Raw genomic sequence first — 24,443 nt, forward strand, 5'->3', positions numbered from 1 at the left:
GCTGTTATGTCTGCCAAATCATAGTTTGGGGAGGAAATCCATGAATCGTACCTTAATCGTCACCGACAGCACTTCCGATATCCCGCCGTCCATGGCGGAAGCGTATGGTATTGAGGTTGTTCCTTTGACCCTGATGTTCGGCGGGGAGGCATTCCGGGATAATGTGGATATGACACCGGAGCAATTCTATGAACGTCTTCCCCGTACAACGCAGCTTCCGACTACTTCTCAGCCATCACCGGTTGAGTATATGAACGTATACCGGGAGATTCAGGAACGTGTACCGGGCTGCCGAATCCTTTCGTTTCATATTTCCTCCGGTCTTAGCGGTACGTATCAATCGGCTGTTCTGGCTAAATCCATGCTGGAAGAGGAAGGAGAGTCCATTACTGTAGTCGATTCTCTCTCCGCTTCCTATGGATTCGGATTTATGGTGGTCGAGGCGGCGAGGCTGGCTGCAGAGGGCCATAGCCCGGAAGATATTCTGACAAGAGTGGAGAATCTCCGCCAATCCCGCAAGCTGTATTTTCTGGTCGATACACTGGAATATCTGCAAAAGGGCGGCAGAATCGGCAAAGCCTCCGCATTTCTGGGGACGCTGCTTAATATCAAGCCGATCTTGTCCATTGATGCGGAAGGGATTATCTACGCAGTCGAGAAGGTAAGGGGCCGTAAGAAGGCTGTAGCCCGCATGATCGAGCTGTTCAAAAAGGATCTGCCGGGTGTGGACAAAATCAACGTGGCCGTGGGTCATACGGCTGAACCGGCTTCCGGCGAAGAGTTCCTTAAGGAATTGGCCGGACACTTCACCCTGGAAGAGAAAGTGCTGACCAATGTGGGTCCTGTGGTTGGGAGCCATGTCGGCAACGGTACCTTAGCCGTTTTCATCTGGCCCGCGTAAATAGGGGATGAACATGGGACTATCTTTGGATTCAATCGAAGTGAAACAAATAAATGGCGTGAGCGCTCAAAAGCAAAATGAGCTTCACGCCTTTGGCGTCTTTACGGTGAAGGATTTGCTGGAGTATTATCCATTCCGCTATGATGATTTCCGCCCCCGCTCTCTGAGTGAGGTCAAACACGGCGATAAGGCTACTCTAGTCGCGAAGGTTATTGGCATCCCTGTCCTGCAGCGTTTTGGGGGCAAATCCCGCCTGAGCTGCAAAATGGTAGCCGAGCCGTGGATGTTTACAGCTACTTGGTTCAATCAGCATTATGTCCGTGAGCAGCTGACAGTGGGGCGTGAAATCGTAATTACCGGTAAATGGGACCAGAAGCGGAATGCGATCACTGTAACAGATTATGAATTTACTGACCGGGGAGAAGGCAAAATAGGCACCCTGCAGCCGGTCTATTCCGTGGGGGGCAAGATTACGCAGTCCTGGATACGCAAGATGATTAATCAGGGCCTGCAGCAGTATGGTGAGCTTATTCCAGAAATTCTCCCGCATACGATCATACGGAAATATGATTTCATGTCCCGTAAACGGGCAATCGCCACTATCCATCGGCCAGAGGATACACGTGAAGGCCAGCAGGGGCGGCGGCGGATGGTATACGAAGAACTGTTTCTGTTCCAGCTTAAGGTTCAGGCCTTTAGGGTGCTAAACCGCGGCAGAATGGATGGAGTGGTGCATACGGTGGACAATGCCACAGTCCGGCAGTTTGTCCGCAGTCTGCCGTTTGAGCTGACGGATGCACAGAAGCATGTGGAGCTGGAAATCCTCCAGGACATGCGTTCTCCGTCTTGCATGAACCGGCTTTTACAGGGAGATGTGGGCTCCGGCAAAACAGTTCTTGCGGCAATCGCCCTGTATGCCACCGTGAAATCCGGTTTTCAGGGGGCGCTGATGGTCCCTACTGAGATTCTCGCGGAGCAGCATATGCGCTCGCTCACCAAGATGTTTGAGCCTTTTGGGATAACGGTGGGGCTTCTGACAGGAAGTGTGAGCGGACGCAAACGGAAGGATCTGCTGGCCTCGCTGCAAATGGGTATGCTCGATATTGTGGTAGGCACCCATGCCTTGATACAGGAGGATGTTTTCTTCCGCGGGCTTGGGATGGTGGTTACGGATGAGCAGCACCGTTTTGGCGTCAACCAGCGCAGTATTCTGCGCCGCAAAGGCTACAATCCGGATGTGTTGACCATGACGGCAACGCCCATTCCTCGTACGCTTGCGATTACCGTCTTCGGCGATATGGATGTGTCCACACTTTCTGAGCGTCCTAAAGGACGTGTACCGATCACGACCTATTGGGTGAAACCTGATCTGATGGAGCGGGTATTGAAGCTGGTCAGCCGTGAGATCGATCAGGGCAGGCAGGCTTATCTGATCTGTCCATTGATTGAGGAATCGGAAAAACTGGACGTGCAGAACGCGATTGATCTGCATATTCAAATGTCGCAGTCGTTTCCAAATTATAAGGTAGGTCTGCTCCATGGCCGGATGACACCCGGTGAAAAGGACGATATCATGCGGGCCTTCTATAGCAATGAGGTTCAGCTGCTGGTCTCCACAACGGTTGTAGAGGTCGGTGTCGATGTTCCCAATGCTACACTGATGATCATTATGGACGCAGACCGCTTTGGGCTGTCCCAGCTGCATCAGTTGCGCGGCCGGGTGGGGCGGGGCCAGCATGCATCCTTCTGCGTGCTGGTAGCGGATCCGAAATCCGAAATCGGACGTGAGCGTATGACGGCGATGACGGATACAGATGATGGTTTTGAGGTGTCACGGAGAGATCTGGAGCTGCGTGGTCCGGGAGATTTCTTTGGGACCAAGCAGAGCGGGCTACCGGAGTTCAGGCTGGCGGACATGACCGCTGACTTTGAGGTACTGGAGCAAGCCAGGGATGATGCTGCCGGATTGCTAAAGGAAACGGACTTCTGGACCTCGGCCGACTACGCGCCGCTGCGGAGCTACTTACAGAACGAGCAGATTTTTCAAGGGGACTTAATAGATTAATTAATTAGGCACATGTGCCACCTTACCCTCATATACTGTGAATGATTGGAATATGACAGGAGGTGCTGCGCGTGGGCTATCAACAATTTGGAATCAGTCCCCAGCTGGTGGATCGCATCAAGCTGAAGATGAAAAATCCGGCTGTTAAAGAACGCATTAAGAATATGATCAACGGAGTTTCCAAGCAAGAGCTTCAGGATACTGCGGTGGTGCGCAGACTGGTGCGAAATGCTTCGGCGGTAATGGGGGAGAAGTTAACCTCAACGCAGGAAGATCAAATTGTTAAATTTGTAATTGCCCAGAAGATCGACCCCAATAATACGTTTCATTTGATCCGGCTATGGGGGATGTTCCGGTAGAACCTCTCATTCTGGGCAAAAGATATGAATTTTCCGGTATTACCTTAAAACGCGTTCACGCTGTATTTAGCGGTAACGCGTTTTTGCTTGAAACCTGGTGCAGCGGACCATGAAATAATGAAACCAGACCAGCTATACTGCGTAAATCGTAGTAAAACAGAACTTTTAAAATATATTTGCGGAGGAAGCGATACAATTTGGGCGGATGGAGCAGTTTTAGCGCTTTCGATGATTTTCAGCAGCGCAGCGGATTTCAGAGTTTGATTCACGAAATGCCTATGTTTATAAAGCTTATGTTTTTATTGGTCATAGGATTTTTTGTCTTTGTTATCTTTAAATCACTGAAAGCCTGGTCAACTAACAACGCAAGTCCGCTGCTCTCCGTACAAGCCGCAGCTGTCACGAAACGTACAGAGGTATGGGGGGGCTCGGGTGATTCCAGCGCAAACACCAGTTATTATGTCACTTTTCAATTTCAAGATGGCAACCGTGTGGAGCTGATGGTTCCCGACCGTGAATTCGGGTTGATTGTGGAGGGGGATAAGGGCCAACTTAGCTATCAGGGTACCCGGTTCAAAGGTTTTGTCCGCTAAACTTGGGACTGACAGTCGGCCATAAAAAATGCAAGGGATCTTGTGCCTCGGCTGTCCGAAGTCCTGATCTCCTTGCATCTTATTGGGTACACCGCTGCTGTCGGTTAGAGAACTCTCTGCATATGAAGCATGACATTGCTCCAATAGCCGCTGTCCAGATCACTGATCTGGACCCCCGGGTCACCCCAGGTATGAATAAATTTGCCGTCTCCGATGTAGATGCCGACATGTCCCGGAATCGCATCACTCTCAAAGCGTCCGGGGACTGTGAAGAAAATCAGGTCTCCAATCTCAAGCTCGCTGCGGCTTACCCTTCTGCCCAGATTGTCCTGGTCCTTAGCTAAACGAGGAAGGTCCACACCGAATTTTTTGAAGACATGTCGGGTGAATGAGGAGCAGTCGAACCGCTTGGTTTCCTCGTAAGGCCCTGCGCCGAAGTCATACGGGACACCGAGGAACTTTTTGGCATAGGCAACAAGCTGGCTGCTGTCTGCTGCGGACAGGCTCTGAATACGCAATGGTTTTGCTGCCTCGGGATTGCCGGTTCCTTCAGTGTCCCCCTTATCAGAGGGGGAAGCCACGTTAATCTCGCCGGTACGTGGATTCCACCCTACTTCGGTCTGCAGTAGCTTGGACAGTGAAGTAGGCGTGATATAAATTTGACCGTTTCGGCGTACCGGAGCATCCGGCAACTTAATCTTTTGTCCCAAGGAGAATACTTGCGTTGAATCTGGATGCAGCATGTACATTACATCAGTATAGCCAATTTTGGCATAACCCCCGCTGGAGGTATCATCCTTCATCCGGTAACCGATGGAAGCAGCCGCCGGTTTCAGAGGAATCCAGTATTTACCCTGGCTGTCGGTGAAAGAAGCTTTTTCATAGTAGCTGCCTGAAAGTGATCCTGCTGGTGTTACGGTATTAACCTTTGGTTTCTGATCGCTTGTGCTGTAGCTGCAAGCAGTATTGGCTATAATGGCTATAGACAGCAATGTGGCTGCAGCAATGGATTTTGCGGGTCTGTTTGTTGTCATCATGTCACGCTCCATGTTCAAACTGTAATTTAAGTTTGTGCAGGGAGCCTTTTTTTATGTAACGGAAGGATGAGGTAATCAATGTCAAGATCAGCCGGTGAAGCTGAACTTTATTTAACCATGGAGTATTATTGTAAAAAATGGTCATGTCATAAGTGATTGACGGAAAATGAACCTTTATATAAGATAAGCTTATTATATTTACGTTTTAGATGCGGGTTTCTCGGCAGCTTGCGCTTTAATGCTTTTAAAGATAAAAGCAATACTGCTGAGTCGCTACCACTGAGGCACGCGCTGAATCCGTAAAAAGAAGAGGGGTATATAGGATGAAAACAAAGAAAATATGGCTCGGCCTAAGTTTATGTGCAATGCTGGCGGTTACTGCCTGCGGGACTAACAATAATAAAGGTGCGGATTCTGGAAGTACGAACTCAGGAAAAGCAGATTCCAAAACTTACAAAATAGCCATTTCCCAGTATGTCGAGCATCCTTCTCTGGATGCTACCCGGGAAGGATTCCTGGCCGCACTGAAGGATGCCGGAATCGTAGAGGGGGAGAATCTGAAGGTCGACCTGGAGAATGCCCAGGCAGACTCGTCCAATAACCTGTCTATCGCCCAGAAGATTGCGGCAGACAAGAATGACCTCGTGCTGGGAATCGCCACTCCTTCTGCACAGGCCGTGGTTCAGGCAGAAGGTAAGGATACACCGATTCTGTTCGCGGCGGTTACCGACCCGCTAGATGCCAAGATCGTTACAGATTTGGATCATCCCGGCGGGAATGTATCCGGGGCATCAGACACCAACCCTGAGGCAATCACACGCCTAATGACTTTTATTGCCGAGCAGTTCCCGAATGTCAAAAAGCTGGGCCTCATTATCAATGAAGGAGAACCTAATGCTGTGGTTATGGCTGATATTGCCAAGACAGAGCTTGACAAGCACGGCATCGAGCTGGTTAAAGCTGCAATTACCAACACTTCCGAAGTGAAGCAGGCGGCAGAATCGCTTGTTGGCCGTGTGGATGCCCTGTACATCACACTGGACAACTCGGTAGTAAGCGCTGTGGACACGATCATTCAGACGGCTAATGACAACAAAATTCCATTTTTCTCCGCTGACCGCGATACTGTGGAGAAGGGGGCTTTTGCAACCGTGGGCTTCAAATATTATGACCATGGCTACCAGGTAGGACAAATGGCTGTGGAAGTGCTGAAGAATGGCAAGAATCCGGGAGACATGAAGGTAACGATGCAGGAGAAGCTGGACCTTATTCTGAACCTGAAAGCTGCGGCATCACAGGGGATAGAAGTTACGGATGCTATGAAGGATAAAGTCTCGGATCCGGATACTAATATTATTCAATAAATGTTAGACATATCAATGGGGGGACTCCGGCACAGGACCACCCCTTGCCGCTTGAGGGAGGAAGTCAGCGATGTTTGATTCAATAATTGGAGCCGTGGAAATGGGCTTATTATATGCTTTTATGGCTCTAGGCGTATATATTACTTTCCGTATTCTTGATTTTCCCGATTTGACTGTGGATGGCAGCTTCACTACGGGAGGAGCCATTGCCGCAGTAATGATTACGCACGGCTACTCGCCATGGCTGGCCACAATATGTGCTCTTGGCGGTGGAATGGCAGCAGGGATGTGTACCGGACTTCTGCATACGAAGGGGAAGATCAACGGACTTCTGTCCGGAATATTAATGATGATTGCACTTTATTCCATTAATTTGCGGATTTTGGATAAGCCTAACGTTTCGATTATGGGTGAGGATTCTTTATTTACCTCCATTAATCCGCTTCTGGTCATGCCCATTGTGATGATTGCGGTAAAAATCCTGATGGACCTGTTTCTGCATACCGATCTGGGACTTGCTCTCCGTGCCACTGGCGACAACTCCCGAATGATTCGAAGCTTCGGTGTGAATACGGATAGCACTACTATCCTTGGCATCAGCCTGGCTAATGGAATGGTGGCGCTCTCGGGTGCGCTCATAGCCCAATACTCTGCATTTGCTGATTCTACTATGGGTATAGGAATGATCGTCATTGGACTTGCTTCGGTTATTATCGGTGAGGCTATCTTTGGAGCCGGAAATGTATTCCGGGCAACCCTTGCAGTGATACTGGGTTCTATCGTCTACCGTATTGTTGTAGCGCTGGCGCTGCGGGTTCCATGGCTGAAGGCTTCGGATCTAAAGTTGATCACTGCGATCATTGTCATTATTGCACTGGTGTTCCCTTCGGTTCAACGTTTCATGAAGCAGAAGAGAATCGCGCGCAGACGCAGTGCTGAGCTTGTGCATGAGGCACTGGGCAACAAGAATGGGGGTGCAGCCGATGCTAAAGCTTAATAGTGTATCCAAGCTGTTCAACCCGGGCACCCCGGATGAAAAAATAGCGCTGCTCGGTATTGATCTTGAGCTTCGCGGTGGTGACTTTGTGACAGTGATCGGCAGCAACGGTGCAGGCAAATCTACACTGATGAATGTCATCTCTGGTGTGATGAAACCCGATCTTGGGGAAGTACGCATTGAGGGGAGCCCGATCAGCGCACTGCCAGAGTTCCAGCGGGCCCGCTGGATTGGCCGGGTATTTCAGGACCCTATGGCCGGTACGGCACCGCATATGACGATCGAAGAGAATCTGGCGATAGCCTACAAAAGAGGCCAGAGCCGCGGAATGTCCTTCGGAGTCTCGGCTGCACGGCGGACCCTGTTTCGTGAACAGCTGAGCCGGCTTGGCATTGGCCTGGAGAACCGGCTGAGGGCCAAGGTAGGACTGCTCTCCGGGGGAGAGCGCCAGGCACTTAGCCTGCTCATGGCGACCTTCACACATCCGCAGATTCTGCTTCTGGACGAGCATACGGCTGCACTAGATCCCGCACGAGCCGAATTGATCACCCAGCTGACTGAGTCTATTGTCCGCGAGCTGAATCTGACTACACTTATGGTTACCCATAATATGGAGCAGGCTATTCGTCTCGGCAACCGGCTCATCATGATGGACAAGGGCAGCATCATCCTTGATATTGATGAGGACCGCAAGCAGGATCTGACCGTAGAGCGGCTGCTCGGTGAATTTGAGGCCATCAGCGGACATAAGCTGGCGGATGACCGGATGATGTTGGGATAGACGCAGAGTATGCAATGAGTAAACCGAAACTTGGAATTCAGTCAAATGTGACTGAATTCCAAGTTTTTTTGGTTTATATTTCCATGGGAGGAACTTTCGATTAATATATAATGAAGTATAGGTATTACATCCAAAGAGAAAGCAGTGTGAGACGCATGATGTTTTACAAAAATAAGAGCGCTTTCAAAAACTCGGGAATCTTTAGCAAGATGATCATGCTGATTTCGTTTTTGCTGTTGCTGTCGTTTTTGTTCTCTCTGATCTTCCTGCAGTATGTGTATCGTATCTATGATCATCAAATTTATGAAAAAGCCTCTGAGGTGCTGGGCATGTCCTCGATCAGCATCGAAAACGAACTGAAAGAGCTGGAGCAGCTGTCCTTCACCGTCGTTTCGGATGAACAGATCCAGAATTGCCTGCGGCAATTATTGGACAATCCTTCCCCGTATCAAAGACAATTGCTCCACAACAAAATCATCAACCGGCTTGTGGCCTTTGCAGGTGCGGAGAAATATGTGTATTCGATGATGATGTTGGATGCGAACGATGGTGTGATGACCGCCGGCAACCGTGAAGGGCTGTCACAAGCTCTGCAGGACCAGCTCAAACCGCTCGCCATCGAAGGTGCAGGCAGTAATGTATGGTATACCCAGGGAAGTAAAAATTCACTTTTGGCAGTTAGGCAAATCAAATCTTACACAGGTTCCACCTTTACACTGGACAATTTGGGTACACTTGTCATCCGTATCCGCGTCGAGCGGATTATTGCTGACAGCACCAGCATGGCGGAGGATGGAAGCCAGCTCATTGTAATGGATAAGGGTACCGGAGAGTCCATATACCCTGGAGATCCGCTCCTGCTGCCGCAGGAACTGGCTGAGGAGGTACGGCGTCAGGAATCCTACAGGACCGTCAGTTACAGCAAGGGCACCTACTTTGTAGCCAAAACGAACTCGTCGTATATGGACTGGACCTACGTTAATGCTACGCCGTTCAATGAAATGTTCAGGCAGATCACCTTTGTCAAAAGATTGGTTGTGGTTATATTCGCCTGTATCCTGCTGCTGGGGTTACTGCTGGGGTACCGGCTGGCACGAAGCATTGCCCGGCCCATCTCGAAGCTGACCCAAAAGATGAGGCGGATCGAGAAGGGCGACCTGGACAATCTGGAGGAGCAGGCATTAGGTTATGTCTCGCAGACCGCACAGGATGAAGTAAGCCAATTGAACCGCACCTTCAAAATGATGATCCGCCGGATCCGGGAGCTCATCGACGAGAATTATGCCAAGCAGCTTGTGATCAGAGAGACAGAGTTAAAAGCGCTTCAAGCCCAGATTAACCCGCATTTTTTGTACAATACGCTGGAATCGATCAATTGGCTGGCGAAGGTCAACAAGCAGAAGCAAATATCTGAAATGGTTGAGGCGCTGGGCTTTCTGCTGCGGAGCTCGATCGGACTGAAAGACCCGCTGATATCCCTGGAAAAGGAGCTGAACATCGTCCGCAGCTATGTTATTATCCAGCGCACACGATTTGAGGAGCGTCTGGATTTCCGGCTGGATGTGCCTGATGACCTGCTGGATGCGCTGATTCCGAAGCTGACACTGCAGCCGCTGGTAGAAAATGCGATCCGGTATGCGCTGGAGCCGAATATTGAGCCGTGCCTTATTTCGATCTCTATCTCTATGACTGATCGCGGGCTGGATCTTATGGTCAGTGACAACGGTCCGGGAATGACGGCGGAATTCATCCGCGAGCTGCAGCAGGGCAGAATTCAGACGCGTGGTGAGGGGATCGGGCTGGCAAACATCACAGAGCGTATTCAGATTGTTTTTGGACAGGAATGGGGTACGGAAATAGAGAGTACACCTGGAGCCGGCACGACGATTCATGTACACATTCCGTATTGGAGAGGAGAAATCAGACATGTACAGATTGCTGCTGGTGGATGATGAACGCTTGATTCTGGAAGGGATCTCCCAAGTGGTGGATTGGGGGCTGGCAGGTACCGAGCTGGTGGGGACGGCACGCAACGGCATTGAGGCACTGGAACAAATCGGGAAGCTGGAACCGGACATTGTAATCACAGATATTTCCATGCCGGGGCTGGATGGGCTTGGGCTTGTAGACCGCTGCAGCGCACAGTATCCCGGGATAAAGTTTGTAATGCTGACCGGGTATAAGGATTTTGATTATGCCTGCAGCGCCATGCAGCATGGTGTGAGGCATTATCTGCTGAAACCCTGCAATGAGAAGCAGATTCATGAGGCGCTGACCGAGCTTGTGCAGGAGCTGAATGAGGAGAGCCGCCGCGAGCAATTCGTCACCGAAATGAAGCATCGCCTCACCAAGGTGCTGCCGCATGTCAAAGCACAGTTTCTAAAGGAATGGATTTCCAATAAAACGTACGGGAGCCACGACCTGGATTATTATCAGGAGCTGTTCGGCATTGAGCTGGGCGGCAAAAGTGTCCGGCTCATCCTGTTCAGGCTGGAGGAGTCCGTTGAGTATGAGCATTTGTTCGCCTTGCAAAATATTGCCCAGGATATGCTAAGTGAGGTGCTTCTCTGTACGACTATTGGCTCACAGCTGCTGATCTTGCTGGAACAGCCGGAAGAAGCGGACCCTCAGCATGATTTACTGGAACGGATTTCCAGCGTGAAGGAGATCTTTTTTAACTTTTACAAAATCCATGTAACGATCGCTGTCAGTGACAAGGGACGGATGAGTGAGTCACGTTGTCTGTACCGGCAGACGCTGCAGTGCATGAATCACCGATTTTATCTTGAAGAAGGCAGTTTGATCACCGGAAGCGATATTCCAGCTGATGAACTTAGCGGCCATGGCGAAATAGATCTGCAAGAGGAGCAGATTTGCCTGCTGATCAAAGCCGGGGACCAACATGCTGTTGTGAATGAGCTGGACCGCTTATTCGGCGTGCTTGCAGACCAGCGTTTTGATATGAATGTGACGCGTTCCTATGTGCTGCAGTTGTACTCGGCGATGATCCGGTTATGCGTTCCCGACGAGCGGAGCCGTTTTACTTCCGGTCTGGCAGAGCTGGCAGAGCTCGGTACACTGGGGAGTCTAAAAGCTTTTGTCATGAATGCCGCAGAACGGCTTACCGCCATGTATGACCGCCATTTTGTGACCCGACAATCTGCGATTGTAGATAAAATGCTCCATATCATCGAGGCCGATTATCAGAACTCGGAGCTGTCGCTCGGCTCGGTGGCCGCTGAGATGCTCTATATGAATCCCGACTACCTGGGGAAAATATTCAAAAAAGTGACCGGTGAGAGATTCTCCAATTATGTCACCAGCTACCGGATTGGCAAAGCCTCCGAGCATATTATCCGCAGCGGCGATGTGAAGGTATTTGAGCTGGCAGAGCTGTACGGATTTGGCGGCAACGCCCAATATTTCAGCCAGGTGTTCAAGAAGGTGACCGGGAAGACGCCGACGGATTTTATGAAGCCCCAGTAATGAATAGAACACTTGAACCTGATTATTGAACAAAGAAGACGGTTTTTTGTATTCAAGAAAGCGGCGGAATTTGAGAAAATTTAGTCATGGAAGCGTTACCAGTCCAACTGGGCTTCCTACTCAATTTACGAAAAGGGGAGATATCCAATTGAAAAAGAGATTCGCATTATTGGCTGTTCCGATGCTGCTGTCCATGCTGGCCGGATGTGGCGGCAACAATAACAACACTCAGGATTCCGCTGCGACCGATGCAGCAACCAACCAACCGGCGAAGGCAACGGCTTCCAGTTCCTCAGAACCTGTAACACTGCGGATTGCCTGGTGGGGCAGCGATACGCGTCATTCGTATACCCAGCAGGTCATTGATATGTATGAAGCCCAGAATCCGAATGTGAAGATCGAACCGGAATACGCATCTTTTGACGATTATTGGAAAAAGCTAGCTCCCCAAGCTGCAGCTAACCGCCTTCCTGATATTGTACAAATGGACGTATCCTATATTAATCAATACGGCTCTAACGGCCAGCTGGAGGATTTGACGCCTTACCTGAACAAGACGATTCAGGTGGGTGATGTGAATGAAAATGTACTCTCTACCGGAGTTATTGATAGCAAACAATACGGTATTCCGCTGGGGGTTAACGTGCTTGGATTCCAATACGATCCTGCATTGCTGAAGAAAGCCGGGGTAGACGCGATTCCTGAGAACTGGACCTGGGATCAGTACAAGGAGATTGCGATGAAAGCCAAAGACGCCGGACTTTTCATGGATTCCTCGATGGCTGCGGATATCTTCTTCAACTACTATCTGCGCACGAAAGGCCTGTCACTCTACAACACAGACGGCTCTGCGCTGGGGTACGATGATGATGCACTGTTCACAGACTTTTTCGGGATGACTTCCGAGCTGATTGCCAAAGGTGCAGTGCCGTCCCAAGATAAGCTGAGCCAGAACAAAGGGGTTATTGAAGAGTCGGACATCGTCAAAGGAACAGGAATCGGCATGTGGCAGTGGTCAAACCAGTATGTAGCGCTGCAAATTGCAGTGAACCGCCCGATGGAGTTAGCCCCAATGCCGGGTCCGGATATGGAAAAAGGTCTGTATATGCAGCCAAGTATGTATTGGTCGGTCACAGCGAACTCCAAGTCCAAGGAAGAAGCAGCCAAGTTTATCGATTTCTGGACCAACAATGCAGAGGCGAACAAGCTGATCAAGGGTGAACGCGGCGTACCGATTTCGAGTAAAATCAAGGAATCCCTCGCTACGGAATTAACAGATTCCGGCAAACAGGTGTTCAAGTTCGTCGCTGATATGGAGCCAAAAACTTCTCCTATGAGCCCCCCTGTCGGTTCGCCTGAAGTGGTTGCCCTGCTGACTGACCTTGCGGAGCAAATGAACTTTGGCCAGATCAAACCGGATGCTGCTGCAGCACAGTTCCGCAAAGAAGCCAGCGATATTCTCGCGAACCGCTAAAACGGCGATCACCATACTGTGAATTCTAACTAGATAGGAGTTGGAGAACGTTGGGTTTAAGCAATCCCCTTACCTCAAGTACGCGGGCCTATAGAGCGAAGAAACCGCTGGGCCACCGGCTGCGCAAGAATTTGACGGGTTATGCCTTTATCAGTCCATTCGTTATCGGTTTCCTGTGCTTTACACTGGTGCCGATGGCCATATCCCTGTATCTGTCTTTTACGAAGTATAATCTGTTCGCTCCGCCGCGCTGGATAGGATTCGACAACTATATTAAAATGTTCGACGGTGATCCGAAATACTTGCATTCCCTTAAGGTCACGCTGCTGTATGTGTTCGTTGGTGTGCCGCTCCGGCTGGGTTTCGCCTTGTTCGTAGCGATGATTCTGAATACCAAATCCAAGATGGTGGGCGCTTACCGTACGGTGTATTATCTGCCTTCCATCATCGGGGGCAGTGTGGCAGTCTCCATCATGTGGCGCAATATTTTTAGTGATACCGGAATTATCAACGGCATGCTGGGATTTTTTGGCCTGGGACCGGTTAGCTGGTTCGGTGATCCGAATGCCTCACTATTCATGCTGATTACGTTATCGGTCTGGCAGTTCGGTTCATCGATGCTGATTTTCCTGGCCGGTCTAAAGAATATCTCAGGTGAGATGTATGAAGCTGCGAGCGTGGACGGGGCAAGCTTTTTCCGTAAATTCTTCAAAATCACTCTGCCGCTGCTAAGCTCAGTTATCTTGTTCAATATGGTTATGCAGACCATCAGTGCATTCATGACCTTTGTGCCTGCTTATATCATTTCCAAAGGCGAGGGCGGCCCAATGGATGGTACAATGCTCTATTCCCTGTATTTGTTCCGTCAGGCCTTCATGTTCAACAACATGGGATACGCTTCGGCTATGGCTTGGGTAATGCTGCTGCTGGTCGGCATTATGACAGGTATTCTGTTCAAAACATCCAAATCGTGGGTCTTCTACGAATCGGGAGGAGGAAAGTGAGCCATGGTGAAGAATAAAATCAAGTGGCCGATCTATCACATTCTTATAGGCGGTCTCGCCATCATCATGCTCTACCCGATTCTCTGGATGATCATGAGTTCCTTCAAGGAAAGCCGGTTGGTGTTTGTTACAGCTCAGACCCTGCTTCCTCATCCCTGGGAATGGGGCAATTACGCCAAAGGCTGGGAAGGGGTAGCCGGATATTCCTTCGGTGTATTCATCAAGAACTCCTTTGTAATCGTTATCGTAGCAACATTTGGTGCAGTAATCTCTTCATCACTGGTCGCTTTCGGCTTTGCCCGCAATAAATTTGTCGGCCATGGCCTCTGGTTCGGGATCATGATGATGACGCTGATGCTGCCTTCAGATGTCGTGCTGGTACCCCAATATATTATTTATACGAAGCTGAACTGGCTGGACAGCATTCGTCCGATCGTAATCCCGCAGTTCTTTGGAGTTCCGTTCTTTATCTTTCTGATGCTACAGTTCATCCGCACCATTCCAGGCGAACTGGATGAAGCAGCAACGATAGACGGCTGCGGGAAGTTCAGACTTTATTACAAAATCATCCTGCCGCTGATTCGACCATCGATGGCAACAGCAGCGATCTTCTCCTTCTACTGGCGCTGGGAGGATCTGCTGGGGCCTGTGCTCTACCTAAATTCACCTTCCAAGTACACAGTGTCCATGGGCCTCAAAATGTTCCTGGACAGTGAGTCCGTATCTAACTGGGGGCCGATGTTCGCCATGTCCGTATTGAGTCTGACACCGGTTATGCTGATCTTCTTTATCTTCCAGAAGCAGATTGTGGATGGAATCAGCACTAGCGGTCTAAAAGGCTAGACATGCGTGGGGAAGAGTGTGCTGTTCTGGTGGAAACCAGCGGACAGCCCACTTTTTGCCGATTCACTCCCGGGTATGCGAGGTATAAGTTAGGGAAACAACTTAACTAGAACGCGTAATTACTTAGGGAGGGACATCAGGTATGGCAGAACAAAAGCTTCAAGGCAAGGTAGCCATTGTCAGCGGAGGCGGATCAGGCATCGGACGGGCGTCGGTGCTGGAGTTTTCCCGGAACGGGGCAAAAATAGTGATGCTTGACCGTACGGTCGAGAATGCCGAGAAGGTGCGCCGTCAGGTGGAGGGAGAAGGCGGAGAAGCCGTAGTCATTGAATGTGACATTGCTGAACCACAGCAGGTGGAAGAGGCGTTGAAGCAGGCCGCTGCCAAATGGGGCAGACTCGACATTGTCTTCGCCAACGCCGGTATTAATGGAGCGATGACACCGATAGAAACAATGGACATCGAGTCCTGGGACCAGACTATGAACATCAACCTGCGGGGTACCTTTGCCACCGTCAAATATGCGATTCCTTACCTGAAAAAGAATGGCGGCAGCATATTGATCAACAGCTCCATTAACGGCAACCGTGTCTTTTCGAATATCGGCTTCTCAGCATACAGTACTACCAAGGCAGGTCAAGTCGCTTTTATGAAGATGGCCGCGCTGGAGCTCGCCCAGTACAAAATACGTGTCAATGCGATATGCCCGGGTGCAATCACTACGAATATTGACGACAACACCTATCCATCCGAGGACCTGAAAGAAGTGCAGATTACTGTGGAATTCCCGGACGGCGGAGAGCCGCTGGAAAAAGGGCCGGGACGTCCGGATCAGGTGGCAAAATTGGCGCTGTTCCTGGCTTCAGATGATTCCGATCACATTACCGGAACGGAAATCTTTTGCGATGGTGCCGAATCACTGCTGCATGGGTAACCTCTTCTAACCGATAGTAAACAAGCATACCTTTAGTGAAACAGTTGTCTGGAGAAACGGATTCTGTTTTCTGCTCTTGTACAGCCCTGGAGGCTGTAGGCATAGCAGAGTACAGTGATGCCGTTTCTTCGTGTTTTAATGACGGAACGCATACGCGGCTGTTCAGTAAAATATATGGACTCCTTTATTAAAGATGGCGCAGGCGTTGCTGCTTAGGTATACTATTTTTATCGTCTTAGAAGAGAGGGCAATTATGAATATGGATCTTAATCTGCACATGGAATCGATTATCAAACTGCTTGTGGCCATGCTGTTCGGGCTGTTCATCGGGATTGACCGGCAATTAAAACAGAAACCGCTGGGGATCCGGACCAGTATGGTCATCAGTATCGCGAGCTGTCTGGTGACGCTCGTCTCCATTCATGCTTACGACAAATTTGGCGGAACGGAGCATCCCAATATGGACCCGATGCGTCTTGCGGCACAGATTGTCAGCGGAATCGGGTTTCTCGGAGCAGGCGTAATACTCCGGAGGGGCGGGGATGCGATTTCAGGCCTGACCTCCGCTGCGCTGATCTGGACGGCGTCCGGGATCGGAATCGCGGTCGGAGCAGGCTTTTATATGGAAGCCGGGTATGCAGTCGTACTGCTGATGTTCGCCGTCAATGCTGTGCCGCATCTGATCAAGGTTATTGGCCCTGAGGTGCTGAACAAGCATGAAATCTCTGTCAAAATCATCATGGAGCCTAATTATGTGCTGACAGATGTGATTCAGAAAATTGAAGAACGTCATGCCGTCGAATCCCGGAAGTCGAAGAAGAACGGCAGGACGATCCGGCGAATGAAAATCAAGGATCTGGATGACGGAAGACAAATGATCGATATGGTCATTTCTGCCCCGGACCGCGAATACTCAACGGAAATCTATTATGACGTGAAAAAAATTGAGCATGTGATGAGCGTGGAAGTGGAACAGTTGTAAAAATGACATATTCCCTCCTGGGCAGATGTGGTAATCTATCTAGGAGAGCGTCATTTTGAGATTATGGAAGGGAGAAACACACAATGACAATTACAGCTTATGAAGGACTATATGAAGGAGAGGCTGCAGTCTGGCTAAAAGCAGGACGGTATGAGGCAGCCATTCTGCCGGGTATTGGCGGCAATCTGATCTGCTTCCGCGATACCGAAAACGGTTACCGTTTTCTGCATGAACCGGGTGCGGATGAGATGGAAGCGTTTAAGGCGAACCCGGGAATTCACGGCATCCCAGTGCTTTTTCCACCGAACCGTTATGAGGATGGAGAGTTTCCATGGAACGGACAAACCTACCATCTCCCGGTAAATGAAGCAACTACTCACAACCATCTGCACGGGTTCCTGCATACAGCGGCTTGGCAGGTAGAAGAATTCGGCAGCGGCGTGAATGAGAGCTTCGTCACGGTATTCATTAAGGTCGATGAGAATCATCCATCCTATCAATACCTCCCGTTCAAATATACGGTCAAACTGCGCTATAGCCTTGGTGAAGCTGGTTTGTCCCAGCAGCTGCTGGTGCATAATGATGGTGAGGAGCTTATGCCCTGTCTGCTTGCCTTCCACACTGCGATTAACGCACCTTTCGCACCGGGAAGCACCCCTCAGGATTACCGCGTGAAGCTGACCATCGGGAATCGCTGGGAGCTTAGCAACCGCATGCTGCCGACCGGATCATTCCAGGAATTGACCTCAGATGAGATTGCTCTGCGCGACGAGGGCTTGTATCCTTTCTATGCGCCAATGGATAATCATTACACCGCAGCCGCACAGAATGGACGCAACCGAATGGAGCTTACAGACAGTAAGGCCGGAGTCACACTCGTATACGATGTGGGTACTTCCTACAAGCAATGGATGATCTGGAACAATGGTGCCACCGAAGGGTTCTTCTGTCCGGAGCCGCAGATTAATCTGGTTAACGCACCTAAGGTTGATCTTCCTGCAGATGATATCGGATTGTTTGGCCTGGAGCCGGGTGAATATTGGGAAGAAACCAGCCGGATTTATGTAAAATAATTAGTAGTCAACAGAAATGCTGTTGTTGGAGCGATCACTAATTGGCCCGAGTACTCTCTCCGCCGCGGCGTAAGTGGAATAAGTATCCCTAATCTAGCTGATTTCGCTGCTTGTAGGGGAATCTGGCAGGATTAAGTTTCCTTTTTCCACTTCGCTCTCCTGGGCTTGAGTGTAGGCTAATACCCAAAAATATGGACTTGGGAAGCCGTCGCGATGCATGATTGTCGCGGCGGCTTTTCCTGTGGAAATTTATAATTGATTTACATAGAGATAATTTTGTGAATATGTTTTAATGCTCCTTTAAGCTAAGAGGCGTATACTGTACGTTTAGTACAGATAGGAGTGAAAACAATGCGTTATGTTCTACCTTCCAAAAAATTGGGTTTTCTGCTGCTTGGCCTGCTGCTGGGCGGTTTTGTGCTGAATTTTTTCATTCAAGCAGCTTCATTGGACATGAATTTCATAAGTGTGCTCCATTGGATCGGGAAGTCCTATTGGCTGTATGTGGGCGGAAGCTTGTTCTTTTTCTTTGTCCTTTTGGCCTTTTCGGTAATATTACCCAATCTATATATTGGCCCGGTAGTTGGAACACTGTTAATTCTTCTGCTGGGCATCGCCAATTATAAGAAGCAAGGGACGACTGGGGAGCCTCTATTCCCTTGGGATCTGATGCTGGTGAAGAACGCCGGAGAAATGAGCAAGATCACCAAAGGCATGATTTCACCGCTTGCGGCAGGTCTAGCTCTTCTGGTGATCGTTGCAGGAGTGTGGCTGCTGCTTAAGCTTCCCAAGATCAAAGTTCAGTTGCCGCTGCGTTTGCTGCTCACTGCGGTGTCAGCGGGTATGGTAGCCGGTTTCATCGTGATGGTTAGCGGGCAAACCACGTTTGCATCCTCGCTGAATTACCAGAATATTTTCTGGAACCAGAAAGTGAATTACTCCCAGAATGGCTTTGTGTTCGCATTTACAGGAAATCTCCGGCAGAATCTGCTGGAGGAACCGGAAGGCTACAGCCGCGGGACGATAGAAGCCATTGCTGCAAAATACGGCTCCTTGCCGGATACAACCGCTGCGCAAGCTGTTGTGGAGCAGCCGAACATCATGTTCATGATGGATGAGGCGTTTTTTGATCCCACCCGGCTGCCTGGCCTCCAGTTAAGTGAAGATCCGCTGTCATTCATTCATCAGGAAGAGAGTGAGACCCCAGCAGGATACTTGCTCTCCCCTGAGTTCGGCGGCAATACAGCGAATGTGGAATTTGAAGCGCTGACGGGGATGTCGATGTATTTTCTGGGGGACGGGTCGATTCCTTACCAGCAGCGTATTGTCAAAATGTCCTCGTTGCCCTCCATCGTCAGCATCCTGAAGGACAGAGGTTATCAGACACTGGCAGTACATCCGTTCGATGAGACATTTTACAACCGGAACCGCGTGTACCCTGTACTTGGGTTTGACCGCTTTACGAGCGAGAAGGATTTACAGCATGCAGAGCGGATGACTCCGGACGGCTATATTTCCGACAAAGCTGCTGTGCAGGAGGCCATCCGTGAACTAAAGGCGGCAGATACTCCAACCTTTTTGCATATGGTTACTATGCAGAATCATTTTCCATTTACCAAAGGTCTGAATGGCCCAAATACTATTAACGTGCAAGGTGCCAAGGCTTCCTGGAAAGATGAGCTGGAAACGTATGTTCAGGATACGCGGCTGACCGACGAGGCATTGTCTTATTTGCAGCAGGAGCTGAAGACGATTGAACGGCCGACCATTACCGTGTTCTGGGGGGACCATCTGCCGGCGCTGTCGGCGGGAATCTATACGGATGCAGGCTGGGATCAGGAGCCGCGTCTGAAGCATGAAACCAAGCTGATGGTCCTTGCTAATTTTGATATCGGCCAGAAGCCATTGGGAACACTGAGCCCCGCCTACCTTGGACCCACCGTGTTCAAGTTGTCAGGACAATCACTGCCGCCGTACTATAAAATGCTGGAACAGGTGCAGGCGCAGCTACCCGGCCTAAGCAAAAGCGTGCTGATCGGCGCTTCGGACGGGCTAACCACCATGACGTCTGCGCAGCAGTCGTTATTGGAAGACTATCGTATGGTGGAGTATGATCTGTTGGAAGGAAAAGGGTATGCCGGGGATTTGATGTTCTGAATAGAAGAAATGTTCCAGGGAAATAATGCTCTTATAGACGAGAACTCCGCTGTTATCGCGGGGTTCTTTTGTGTATTCTGTAGTCTGTCAAAGGGGATTTCTGGTACATTCATTGACGGAATCAACATATTGGATTTAACATATGAGGGTGGGAGCGGGCTATAAAGTAAGAGCTGTTATTTTATATATTGAAAGGGGTTACATTTTGAAAAAGCTGGGGCTTGTCTATGTGCTTCTGATTGGCCTTTTCCTGATTTATGTGCTGAATTACAAGCTGCAGCCTGGCCCGGAGGACCCATGGGAAACCGCCGGCCTGCGCGGTAATATCGAAGATAAGTATGTAATGGTTACGTTTCAGATCGGCATTGATTACTGGAAAAGTGTGTTGAAAGGCTTTGAGGACGCAGCAGAGGAGCTGAATGTTTCCGTAGAATATCATGGCTCAACCCAGCATAATGCCAGTGAGCAGATGACGGTGCTGGAGCAGACGATTGCCAAAAAACCAGCGGGAATCGCCATTTCGGCGGTGAATTCTAAACTTCTGACGGCTACGATCAACAAAGCGGTGGAGAGCGGAATTCCAGTGGTGCTGTTTGACTCGGGGGCACCTGACAGCAAAGCGTATTCTTTTCTCGGTACAGATAATTATAACGCCGGTGTCGAAGCTGCCCGCAAAATGGCCGAGCTTACCGGGGGCAAAGGTGAAGTGGCGGTTATTACAACACCAGATCAGCACAATCATCAGGAACGCACCGATGGATTCAGCCATACGATTCGCAGTGAGTTTCCGGAGATGAAACTGGTGTCCGTCAAGGACGGCCATGGAGATCAGATAGCTTCAAGGCAAGCGGCAGAGCAGCTGTTGCTTCAGTATCCGAAGCTTGAAGGAATATTCGCCACAGAGTCGAACGGCGGAATTGGCGTAGCCGAAGCCGTGCAGGCGCAGCAGGGAGACAGTTCCACGTTGCAAATTATCAGCTTCGATACGGATAAACGGACACTCGACCTTGTAAAAGAAGGCAGGATTGCCGCGACCATGGCGCAAGGAACCTGGAACATGGGTTATTGGTCGCTGACAGAGCTGTTCCATTTGCACAGTGATTTGCAGGAAGATCCGAATGCCTACGATGGCAGCAAGCCAAGGCCCGTACCGGATAAGGTTGATACCGGGATTGATGTGGTGACCCAGGCCAATGTGGAGAATTACTATGCCAAGTAATCAGCCGCAGGGAAGGAGCTGCCAATGCGTAAGAGTGGCCTGAATATCGAAAGGCTGAAGCTGAATAACCTCCCGATCCGCTATAAGCTGATTATTCATTTTCTCCTGATCAGCATTCTTCCCTCCATCGGACTAGGGCTGCTGATCGGCTGGACGGTCGACCGGATTGTGGAGGAGCGAAGCAATGAGAATACGATGCAGCTTATCGGCAAAGTCAATTCCTCACTGGAAAATGAGGTGGAAGATCTCCAGAAGATCACCTACCTGATTTCTTTTGACCCCGGCGTGCAGGCCTTTCTGAACGGTTCAATGAACGATCCGGTGCAAACTATGAGATGGGCTGAAGGCCGGGAGCCCGCGGAATATAACATTCGCAAGTTTCTTCAGGGCTTTACCACCCTTAGTTCCGAGATTGCTGGCATTATGCTGGTTAATCGAGAAGGCGAATTTATCAGCAATGAGATGTACACCCGTCCGGGCACAGCTGTAAAGAACGAGGCCTGGTACAAAGAAGCTGAAAACAACAAAGGGATCTTCAAAATCATCGGACACCCTTATGGCCGTGCTGTAAGGTCACATGTTGACTATAAGGAGAGCGAGGTGGTGTCTGCTGTAAGAGCCATCGTTGACCCCGAGACACAGGTAGTTCAAGGGGTTGTGCTCATCGATCTGAAGCTGAGAGTTATCGCCGAAACAGCCAGAGATGTCACGCTGGGTAAAACGGGTTATCTTACTATCGTCGACAGCAGCGGGGAGATGATCTATGCGCCACAACATCCTTTTATGAAAAATATCCCGAAAGGGTTACTCACCGAAACCTCGGGCATTACCTCAGAAACCGCGGCTGGCCGCCATTTGCAGCTCATTTACCGGACCTCATCCTTTACAGGGTGGACAACGGTGGGTGTGTTCCCGATGGAGGAATCGGCGTTTGGGGTACGGGAGATTACGTTTAATGTGGTCTCCTTTGTTTTTATTGTCTGTATGCTTGGGATGACTGCCTCATTCTATCTGGCATATTCCATTTCCCGCCCAATCGGCCAACTGGCCTCCTTTATGAGCAAGGCGCAGTCCGGTGATCTGACGATCCGTTACTGGGGCAACCGCTCTGACGAAATTGGCCTGCTGGGCCGCAGCTTTAACTCGATGCTGGCGCAGATAGCCCGGCTGCTCTCGCTTACTGAGCTGCAGGCGCGGCAAAAGCGGGAAGCAGAGCTGCGTAGTCTGCAGGCGCATATCAAGCCGCATTTTCTCTATAACACACTGGATACGATCCATTGGATGGCCCGCAGCAAAGGGGCGGAGGATATAGCCGAAGTGGTTCAATCCTTATCCAAGCTGTTCCGGCTGGGCCTCAGCAAAGGCAGTGATCTGGTTCCATTGTCCGACGAGCTGGAGCATATGGTGAGCTATCTGAAGATTCAACAGGTGCGTTACAGCAGCAAGCTGGCTTACCGCATAGAAGTGGAACCGCAGCTTGATGAGCTGTACGTGCTTAAGCTGCTGCTGCAGCCTATTGTGGAGAACGCGATCTACCACGGCATCAAGGAGCGCCGGGGTCCCGGCCATATTTCCATAGAGGTGGCACAGCAAGCAGGTGAACTGTATCTGACGGTCCGCGATGATGGGGCAGGGATGACACCGGAGCGGCTCGCCATGCTGCAAAAGCGTCTTGCGGCTGTTGGCAGCAATGCCGGAGATGCGGGGGACATCGAGCAGCCGCTGCCGGACAGTGCGGGCAGCGGCTATGGCATTCTGAATGTACAGGCCAGGATCCGGCTCACTTACGGGGAACCGTATGGGCTGCAAATTGAAAGTGAACGCGGGGTGGGAACGGTAGTGACTGTGCGTCATCCGGTTGTCCATGACAGCTATCCTGTGGATTGAATTTGAAAGAGAAGGAGCTGCATAGCAATGGATGCCTGGAAAGTTATGATTGCCGATGACGAAGCGATCATCCGTGAAGGGATAAGGCAATGTGTGGATTGGGAAGGTCTGGGGCTGCAGGTCGTTGCGGAAGCGGAAGACGGTGAAGAAGCCTTGGATTTGGCCGTCCAGCATGGAGTGCATATTGCATTAGTAGATTTAAATATGCCCATCATGAATGGCATTGAACTGATGAAGCAGCTGCGGGAGCAGCGGCCTGAGTGTAAAATCATCGTTATTACCGGCCATGATGAATTTTCCTACGCCCAGGAATCGATCCGTCTGCAGGTGAACGACTATATTCTCAAGCCCGCCGAGCCCAAGCAGTTGATGCAGGTGCTTCGCGGGGTCAGGGATCAGCTGGTCTCGGAGAAGCAAAAGAACCAGCATCTCCAGCAGGCTTCCCGGCAGATTATTAAGAATTTCCCGCTGCTGAGAGAACGCTTCTGCCAGGAATGGCTGGAGGGGAATCTGAGCCAGGGTGAGATCCGGGAGCAGCTTCACTTCCTGCAGCTGCCGCCGGAGCGTCCGGAAATAGTAGCCATAATCCGCTGGAGATGGGAAGCGCAGAATTCCGGGCTACAGGAGAAAGAGCGGCAGCTGTTTCTTTTTGCAATAGAGAACATTGTTTCAGAGCTGCTTCAGAACTTTATAAAAGTGATCTTCCGGGACACGGCAGGTCAAATCATTATTTTGTTATGGGATGCGGCAGGGGAGCCTGTGCTGGCCGGGGTTGAAGCCGTAGTGCGAAGCCATCTCAAGATTGCCGTTGAAGTCGGCATCGAGCCTGTTGAGGGAGATACCACAGGTCTTACAGCCGCCTACCGCAAATGCAGAGTGAACCTCTCCAAAGAACAGCCTTTGTCGCCCCTGGTCCGCAGAGCCAGGCAGTACATGCAGGAGCATTATAGCGAATACGGGCTTACTCTGGAATTCATCGCCGGTAGCCTTCAAGCCTCACCGGTCTATCTCAGCCGGCTGTTCAAGCAGGAGCTGGGTGAATCCTTCGGGACGTATCTGACCCAAATCCGCATCCGAAAAGCGGCGCAGCTGCTGCACTCGACAGAACTGAGCATAGGCGAAGTAGCGGAACGTACTGGCTACGAAACCCAGCATTATTTCAGCACCGCCTTTAAGAAGCATACAGGCGTATCCCCTTTGCAGTTCCGCAAAGGTGTGCTACCCGGAGATGGAGAACGTGCAGGCCGTGGGGAAGAGCAAGACTAGACTCATAGACTGTAAAATAAA

General features: G+C 50.3%; 20 protein-coding genes. 19 read left to right on the forward strand and 1 reads right to left on the reverse strand.

All coding sequences use genetic code 11. The features are described 5' to 3' along the window. Positions 1-40 precede the first annotated feature (40 nt). From ACTJKB_RS19580 to ACTJKB_RS19595, 4 genes are all read left to right on the forward strand, one after another. A complete protein-coding gene (locus ACTJKB_RS19580; RefSeq protein ID WP_440836066.1) occupies positions 41-901 on the forward strand; it encodes a DegV family protein in 861 nt (286 codons plus the stop codon). A 13-nt stretch (positions 902-914) separates the two neighbouring features. Continuing rightward, positions 915-2,966 carry an ATP-dependent DNA helicase RecG gene (gene recG, locus ACTJKB_RS19585; protein WP_440836067.1) on the forward strand — a complete coding sequence of 684 codons (2,052 nt, stop codon included), beginning with the start codon at positions 915-917 and terminating at the stop codon, positions 2,964-2,966. A gap of 71 nt (positions 2,967-3,037) precedes the next feature. After that, entirely contained in the window at positions 3,038-3,325 is a 288-nt protein-coding gene (locus tag ACTJKB_RS19590; protein ID WP_074088608.1) for a stage VI sporulation protein F, read from the forward strand. 278 nt (positions 3,326-3,603) lie between these two features. Beyond that, positions 3,604-3,918: a DUF2500 domain-containing protein gene (locus ACTJKB_RS19595; RefSeq protein WP_440836068.1), complete on the forward strand. Its 315-nt coding sequence runs from the start codon at positions 3,604-3,606 to the stop codon at positions 3,916-3,918. Between the two features lie 104 nt (positions 3,919-4,022). Here ACTJKB_RS19595 and ACTJKB_RS19600 read toward each other — a convergent pair whose 3' ends face one another. After that, positions 4,023-4,952 (reverse strand): NlpC/P60 family protein, encoded by a 930-nt coding sequence (locus tag ACTJKB_RS19600; protein ID WP_440836069.1) that lies wholly within the window; start codon positions 4,950-4,952, stop codon positions 4,023-4,025. Between the two features lie 326 nt (positions 4,953-5,278). Between ACTJKB_RS19600 and ACTJKB_RS19605 the strand changes: the two genes are divergently transcribed. From ACTJKB_RS19605 to ACTJKB_RS19675, 15 genes are all read left to right on the forward strand, one after another. Then, positions 5,279-6,319, forward strand: a complete 1,041-nt coding sequence (locus tag ACTJKB_RS19605; RefSeq protein WP_440836070.1) for an ABC transporter substrate-binding protein — start codon at positions 5,279-5,281, stop codon at positions 6,317-6,319. 70 nt (positions 6,320-6,389) lie between these two features. After that, positions 6,390-7,316: an ABC transporter permease gene (locus ACTJKB_RS19610; protein WP_074088611.1), complete on the forward strand. Its 927-nt coding sequence runs from the start codon at positions 6,390-6,392 to the stop codon at positions 7,314-7,316. Next, a complete protein-coding gene (locus ACTJKB_RS19615; protein WP_440836071.1) occupies positions 7,303-8,097 on the forward strand; it encodes an ABC transporter ATP-binding protein in 795 nt (264 codons plus the stop codon). The genes ACTJKB_RS19610 and ACTJKB_RS19615 overlap by 14 nt, the downstream gene beginning before the upstream one ends. 158 nt (positions 8,098-8,255) lie before the next feature. Further along, positions 8,256-10,049 carry a histidine kinase gene (locus ACTJKB_RS19620; protein ID WP_440836341.1) on the forward strand — a complete coding sequence of 598 codons (1,794 nt, stop codon included), beginning with the start codon at positions 8,256-8,258 and terminating at the stop codon, positions 10,047-10,049. Then, complete coding sequence (locus ACTJKB_RS19625) at positions 10,024-11,583, forward strand: response regulator (RefSeq protein ID WP_440836072.1); 1,560 nt, start codon at positions 10,024-10,026, stop codon at positions 11,581-11,583. Before ACTJKB_RS19620 ends, ACTJKB_RS19625 begins: the two co-directional genes overlap by 26 nt. Positions 11,584-11,731: 148 nt before the next feature. Beyond that, a complete protein-coding gene (locus ACTJKB_RS19630; protein WP_440836073.1) occupies positions 11,732-13,057 on the forward strand; it encodes an ABC transporter substrate-binding protein in 1,326 nt (441 codons plus the stop codon). 107 nt (positions 13,058-13,164) lie between these two features. Beyond that, positions 13,165-14,061 (forward strand): carbohydrate ABC transporter permease, encoded by an 897-nt coding sequence (locus ACTJKB_RS19635; protein ID WP_440836342.1) that lies wholly within the window; start codon positions 13,165-13,167, stop codon positions 14,059-14,061. Positions 14,062-14,064: 3 nt separating this feature from the next. After that, positions 14,065-14,904, forward strand: coding sequence for a carbohydrate ABC transporter permease (locus ACTJKB_RS19640; RefSeq protein ID WP_440836074.1), 840 nt, complete (start codon positions 14,065-14,067; stop codon positions 14,902-14,904). Between the two features lie 142 nt (positions 14,905-15,046). Next, on the forward strand, positions 15,047-15,838 hold the full coding sequence (locus ACTJKB_RS19645; RefSeq protein WP_440836075.1) for an SDR family oxidoreductase: 792 nt from the start codon (positions 15,047-15,049) through the stop codon (positions 15,836-15,838). Positions 15,839-16,097: 259 nt separating this feature from the next. Beyond that, complete coding sequence (locus ACTJKB_RS19650) at positions 16,098-16,820, forward strand: MgtC/SapB family protein (protein WP_440836343.1); 723 nt, start codon at positions 16,098-16,100, stop codon at positions 16,818-16,820. Between the two features lie 83 nt (positions 16,821-16,903). Next, entirely contained in the window at positions 16,904-17,893 is a 990-nt protein-coding gene (locus tag ACTJKB_RS19655) for an aldose 1-epimerase (protein WP_440836076.1), read from the forward strand. A gap of 351 nt (positions 17,894-18,244) precedes the next feature. Next, on the forward strand, positions 18,245-20,050 hold the full coding sequence (locus ACTJKB_RS19660) for an LTA synthase family protein (protein WP_440836077.1): 1,806 nt from the start codon (positions 18,245-18,247) through the stop codon (positions 20,048-20,050). A gap of 205 nt (positions 20,051-20,255) precedes the next feature. Continuing rightward, positions 20,256-21,269, forward strand: a complete 1,014-nt coding sequence (locus ACTJKB_RS19665; RefSeq protein WP_440836078.1) for a substrate-binding domain-containing protein — start codon at positions 20,256-20,258, stop codon at positions 21,267-21,269. A 24-nt stretch (positions 21,270-21,293) separates the two neighbouring features. Continuing rightward, positions 21,294-23,156 carry a cache domain-containing sensor histidine kinase gene (locus tag ACTJKB_RS19670; RefSeq protein WP_440836079.1) on the forward strand — a complete coding sequence of 621 codons (1,863 nt, stop codon included), beginning with the start codon at positions 21,294-21,296 and terminating at the stop codon, positions 23,154-23,156. 27 nt (positions 23,157-23,183) lie between these two features. Further along, the gene (locus ACTJKB_RS19675; protein WP_440836080.1) at positions 23,184-24,422 is read left to right on the forward strand and encodes a response regulator transcription factor; all 1,239 of its coding nucleotides are present in this window, start codon (positions 23,184-23,186) and stop codon (positions 24,420-24,422) included. Positions 24,423-24,443 lie beyond the last annotated feature (21 nt).

Origin of the sequence: Paenibacillus sp. 22594 (assembly GCF_052044425.1) — a bacterium.
GTDB lineage: Bacteria > Bacillota > Bacilli > Paenibacillales > Paenibacillaceae > Paenibacillus_AQ.

Bases quoted from the DNA above. Each gene is read 5' to 3' on its own strand.
- ACTJKB_RS19580 (WP_440836066.1), top strand. From the start codon at position 41: ATGAATCGTACCTTAATCGTCACCGACAGCACTTCCGATATCCCGCCG.
- recG (WP_440836067.1), top strand. From the start codon at position 915: ATGGGACTATCTTTGGATTCAATCGAAGTGAAACAAATAAATGGCGTG.
- ACTJKB_RS19595 (WP_440836068.1), top strand. From the start codon at position 3,604: ATGTTTATAAAGCTTATGTTTTTATTGGTCATAGGATTTTTTGTCTTT.
- ACTJKB_RS19600 (WP_440836069.1), bottom strand. From the start codon at position 4,952: ATGACAACAAACAGACCCGCAAAATCCATTGCTGCAGCCACATTGCTG.
- ACTJKB_RS19605 (WP_440836070.1), top strand. From the start codon at position 5,279: ATGAAAACAAAGAAAATATGGCTCGGCCTAAGTTTATGTGCAATGCTG.
- ACTJKB_RS19610 (WP_074088611.1), top strand. From the start codon at position 6,390: ATGTTTGATTCAATAATTGGAGCCGTGGAAATGGGCTTATTATATGCT.
- ACTJKB_RS19615 (WP_440836071.1), top strand. From the start codon at position 7,303: ATGCTAAAGCTTAATAGTGTATCCAAGCTGTTCAACCCGGGCACCCCG.
- ACTJKB_RS19620 (WP_440836341.1), top strand. From the start codon at position 8,256: ATGTTTTACAAAAATAAGAGCGCTTTCAAAAACTCGGGAATCTTTAGC.
- ACTJKB_RS19625 (WP_440836072.1), top strand. From the start codon at position 10,024: ATGTACAGATTGCTGCTGGTGGATGATGAACGCTTGATTCTGGAAGGG.
- ACTJKB_RS19640 (WP_440836074.1), top strand. From the start codon at position 14,065: ATGGTGAAGAATAAAATCAAGTGGCCGATCTATCACATTCTTATAGGC.
- ACTJKB_RS19645 (WP_440836075.1), top strand. From the start codon at position 15,047: ATGGCAGAACAAAAGCTTCAAGGCAAGGTAGCCATTGTCAGCGGAGGC.
- ACTJKB_RS19650 (WP_440836343.1), top strand. From the start codon at position 16,098: ATGGATCTTAATCTGCACATGGAATCGATTATCAAACTGCTTGTGGCC.
- ACTJKB_RS19655 (WP_440836076.1), top strand. From the start codon at position 16,904: ATGACAATTACAGCTTATGAAGGACTATATGAAGGAGAGGCTGCAGTC.
- ACTJKB_RS19660 (WP_440836077.1), top strand. From the start codon at position 18,245: ATGCGTTATGTTCTACCTTCCAAAAAATTGGGTTTTCTGCTGCTTGGC.
- ACTJKB_RS19670 (WP_440836079.1), top strand. From the start codon at position 21,294: ATGCGTAAGAGTGGCCTGAATATCGAAAGGCTGAAGCTGAATAACCTC.
- ACTJKB_RS19675 (WP_440836080.1), top strand. From the start codon at position 23,184: ATGGATGCCTGGAAAGTTATGATTGCCGATGACGAAGCGATCATCCGT.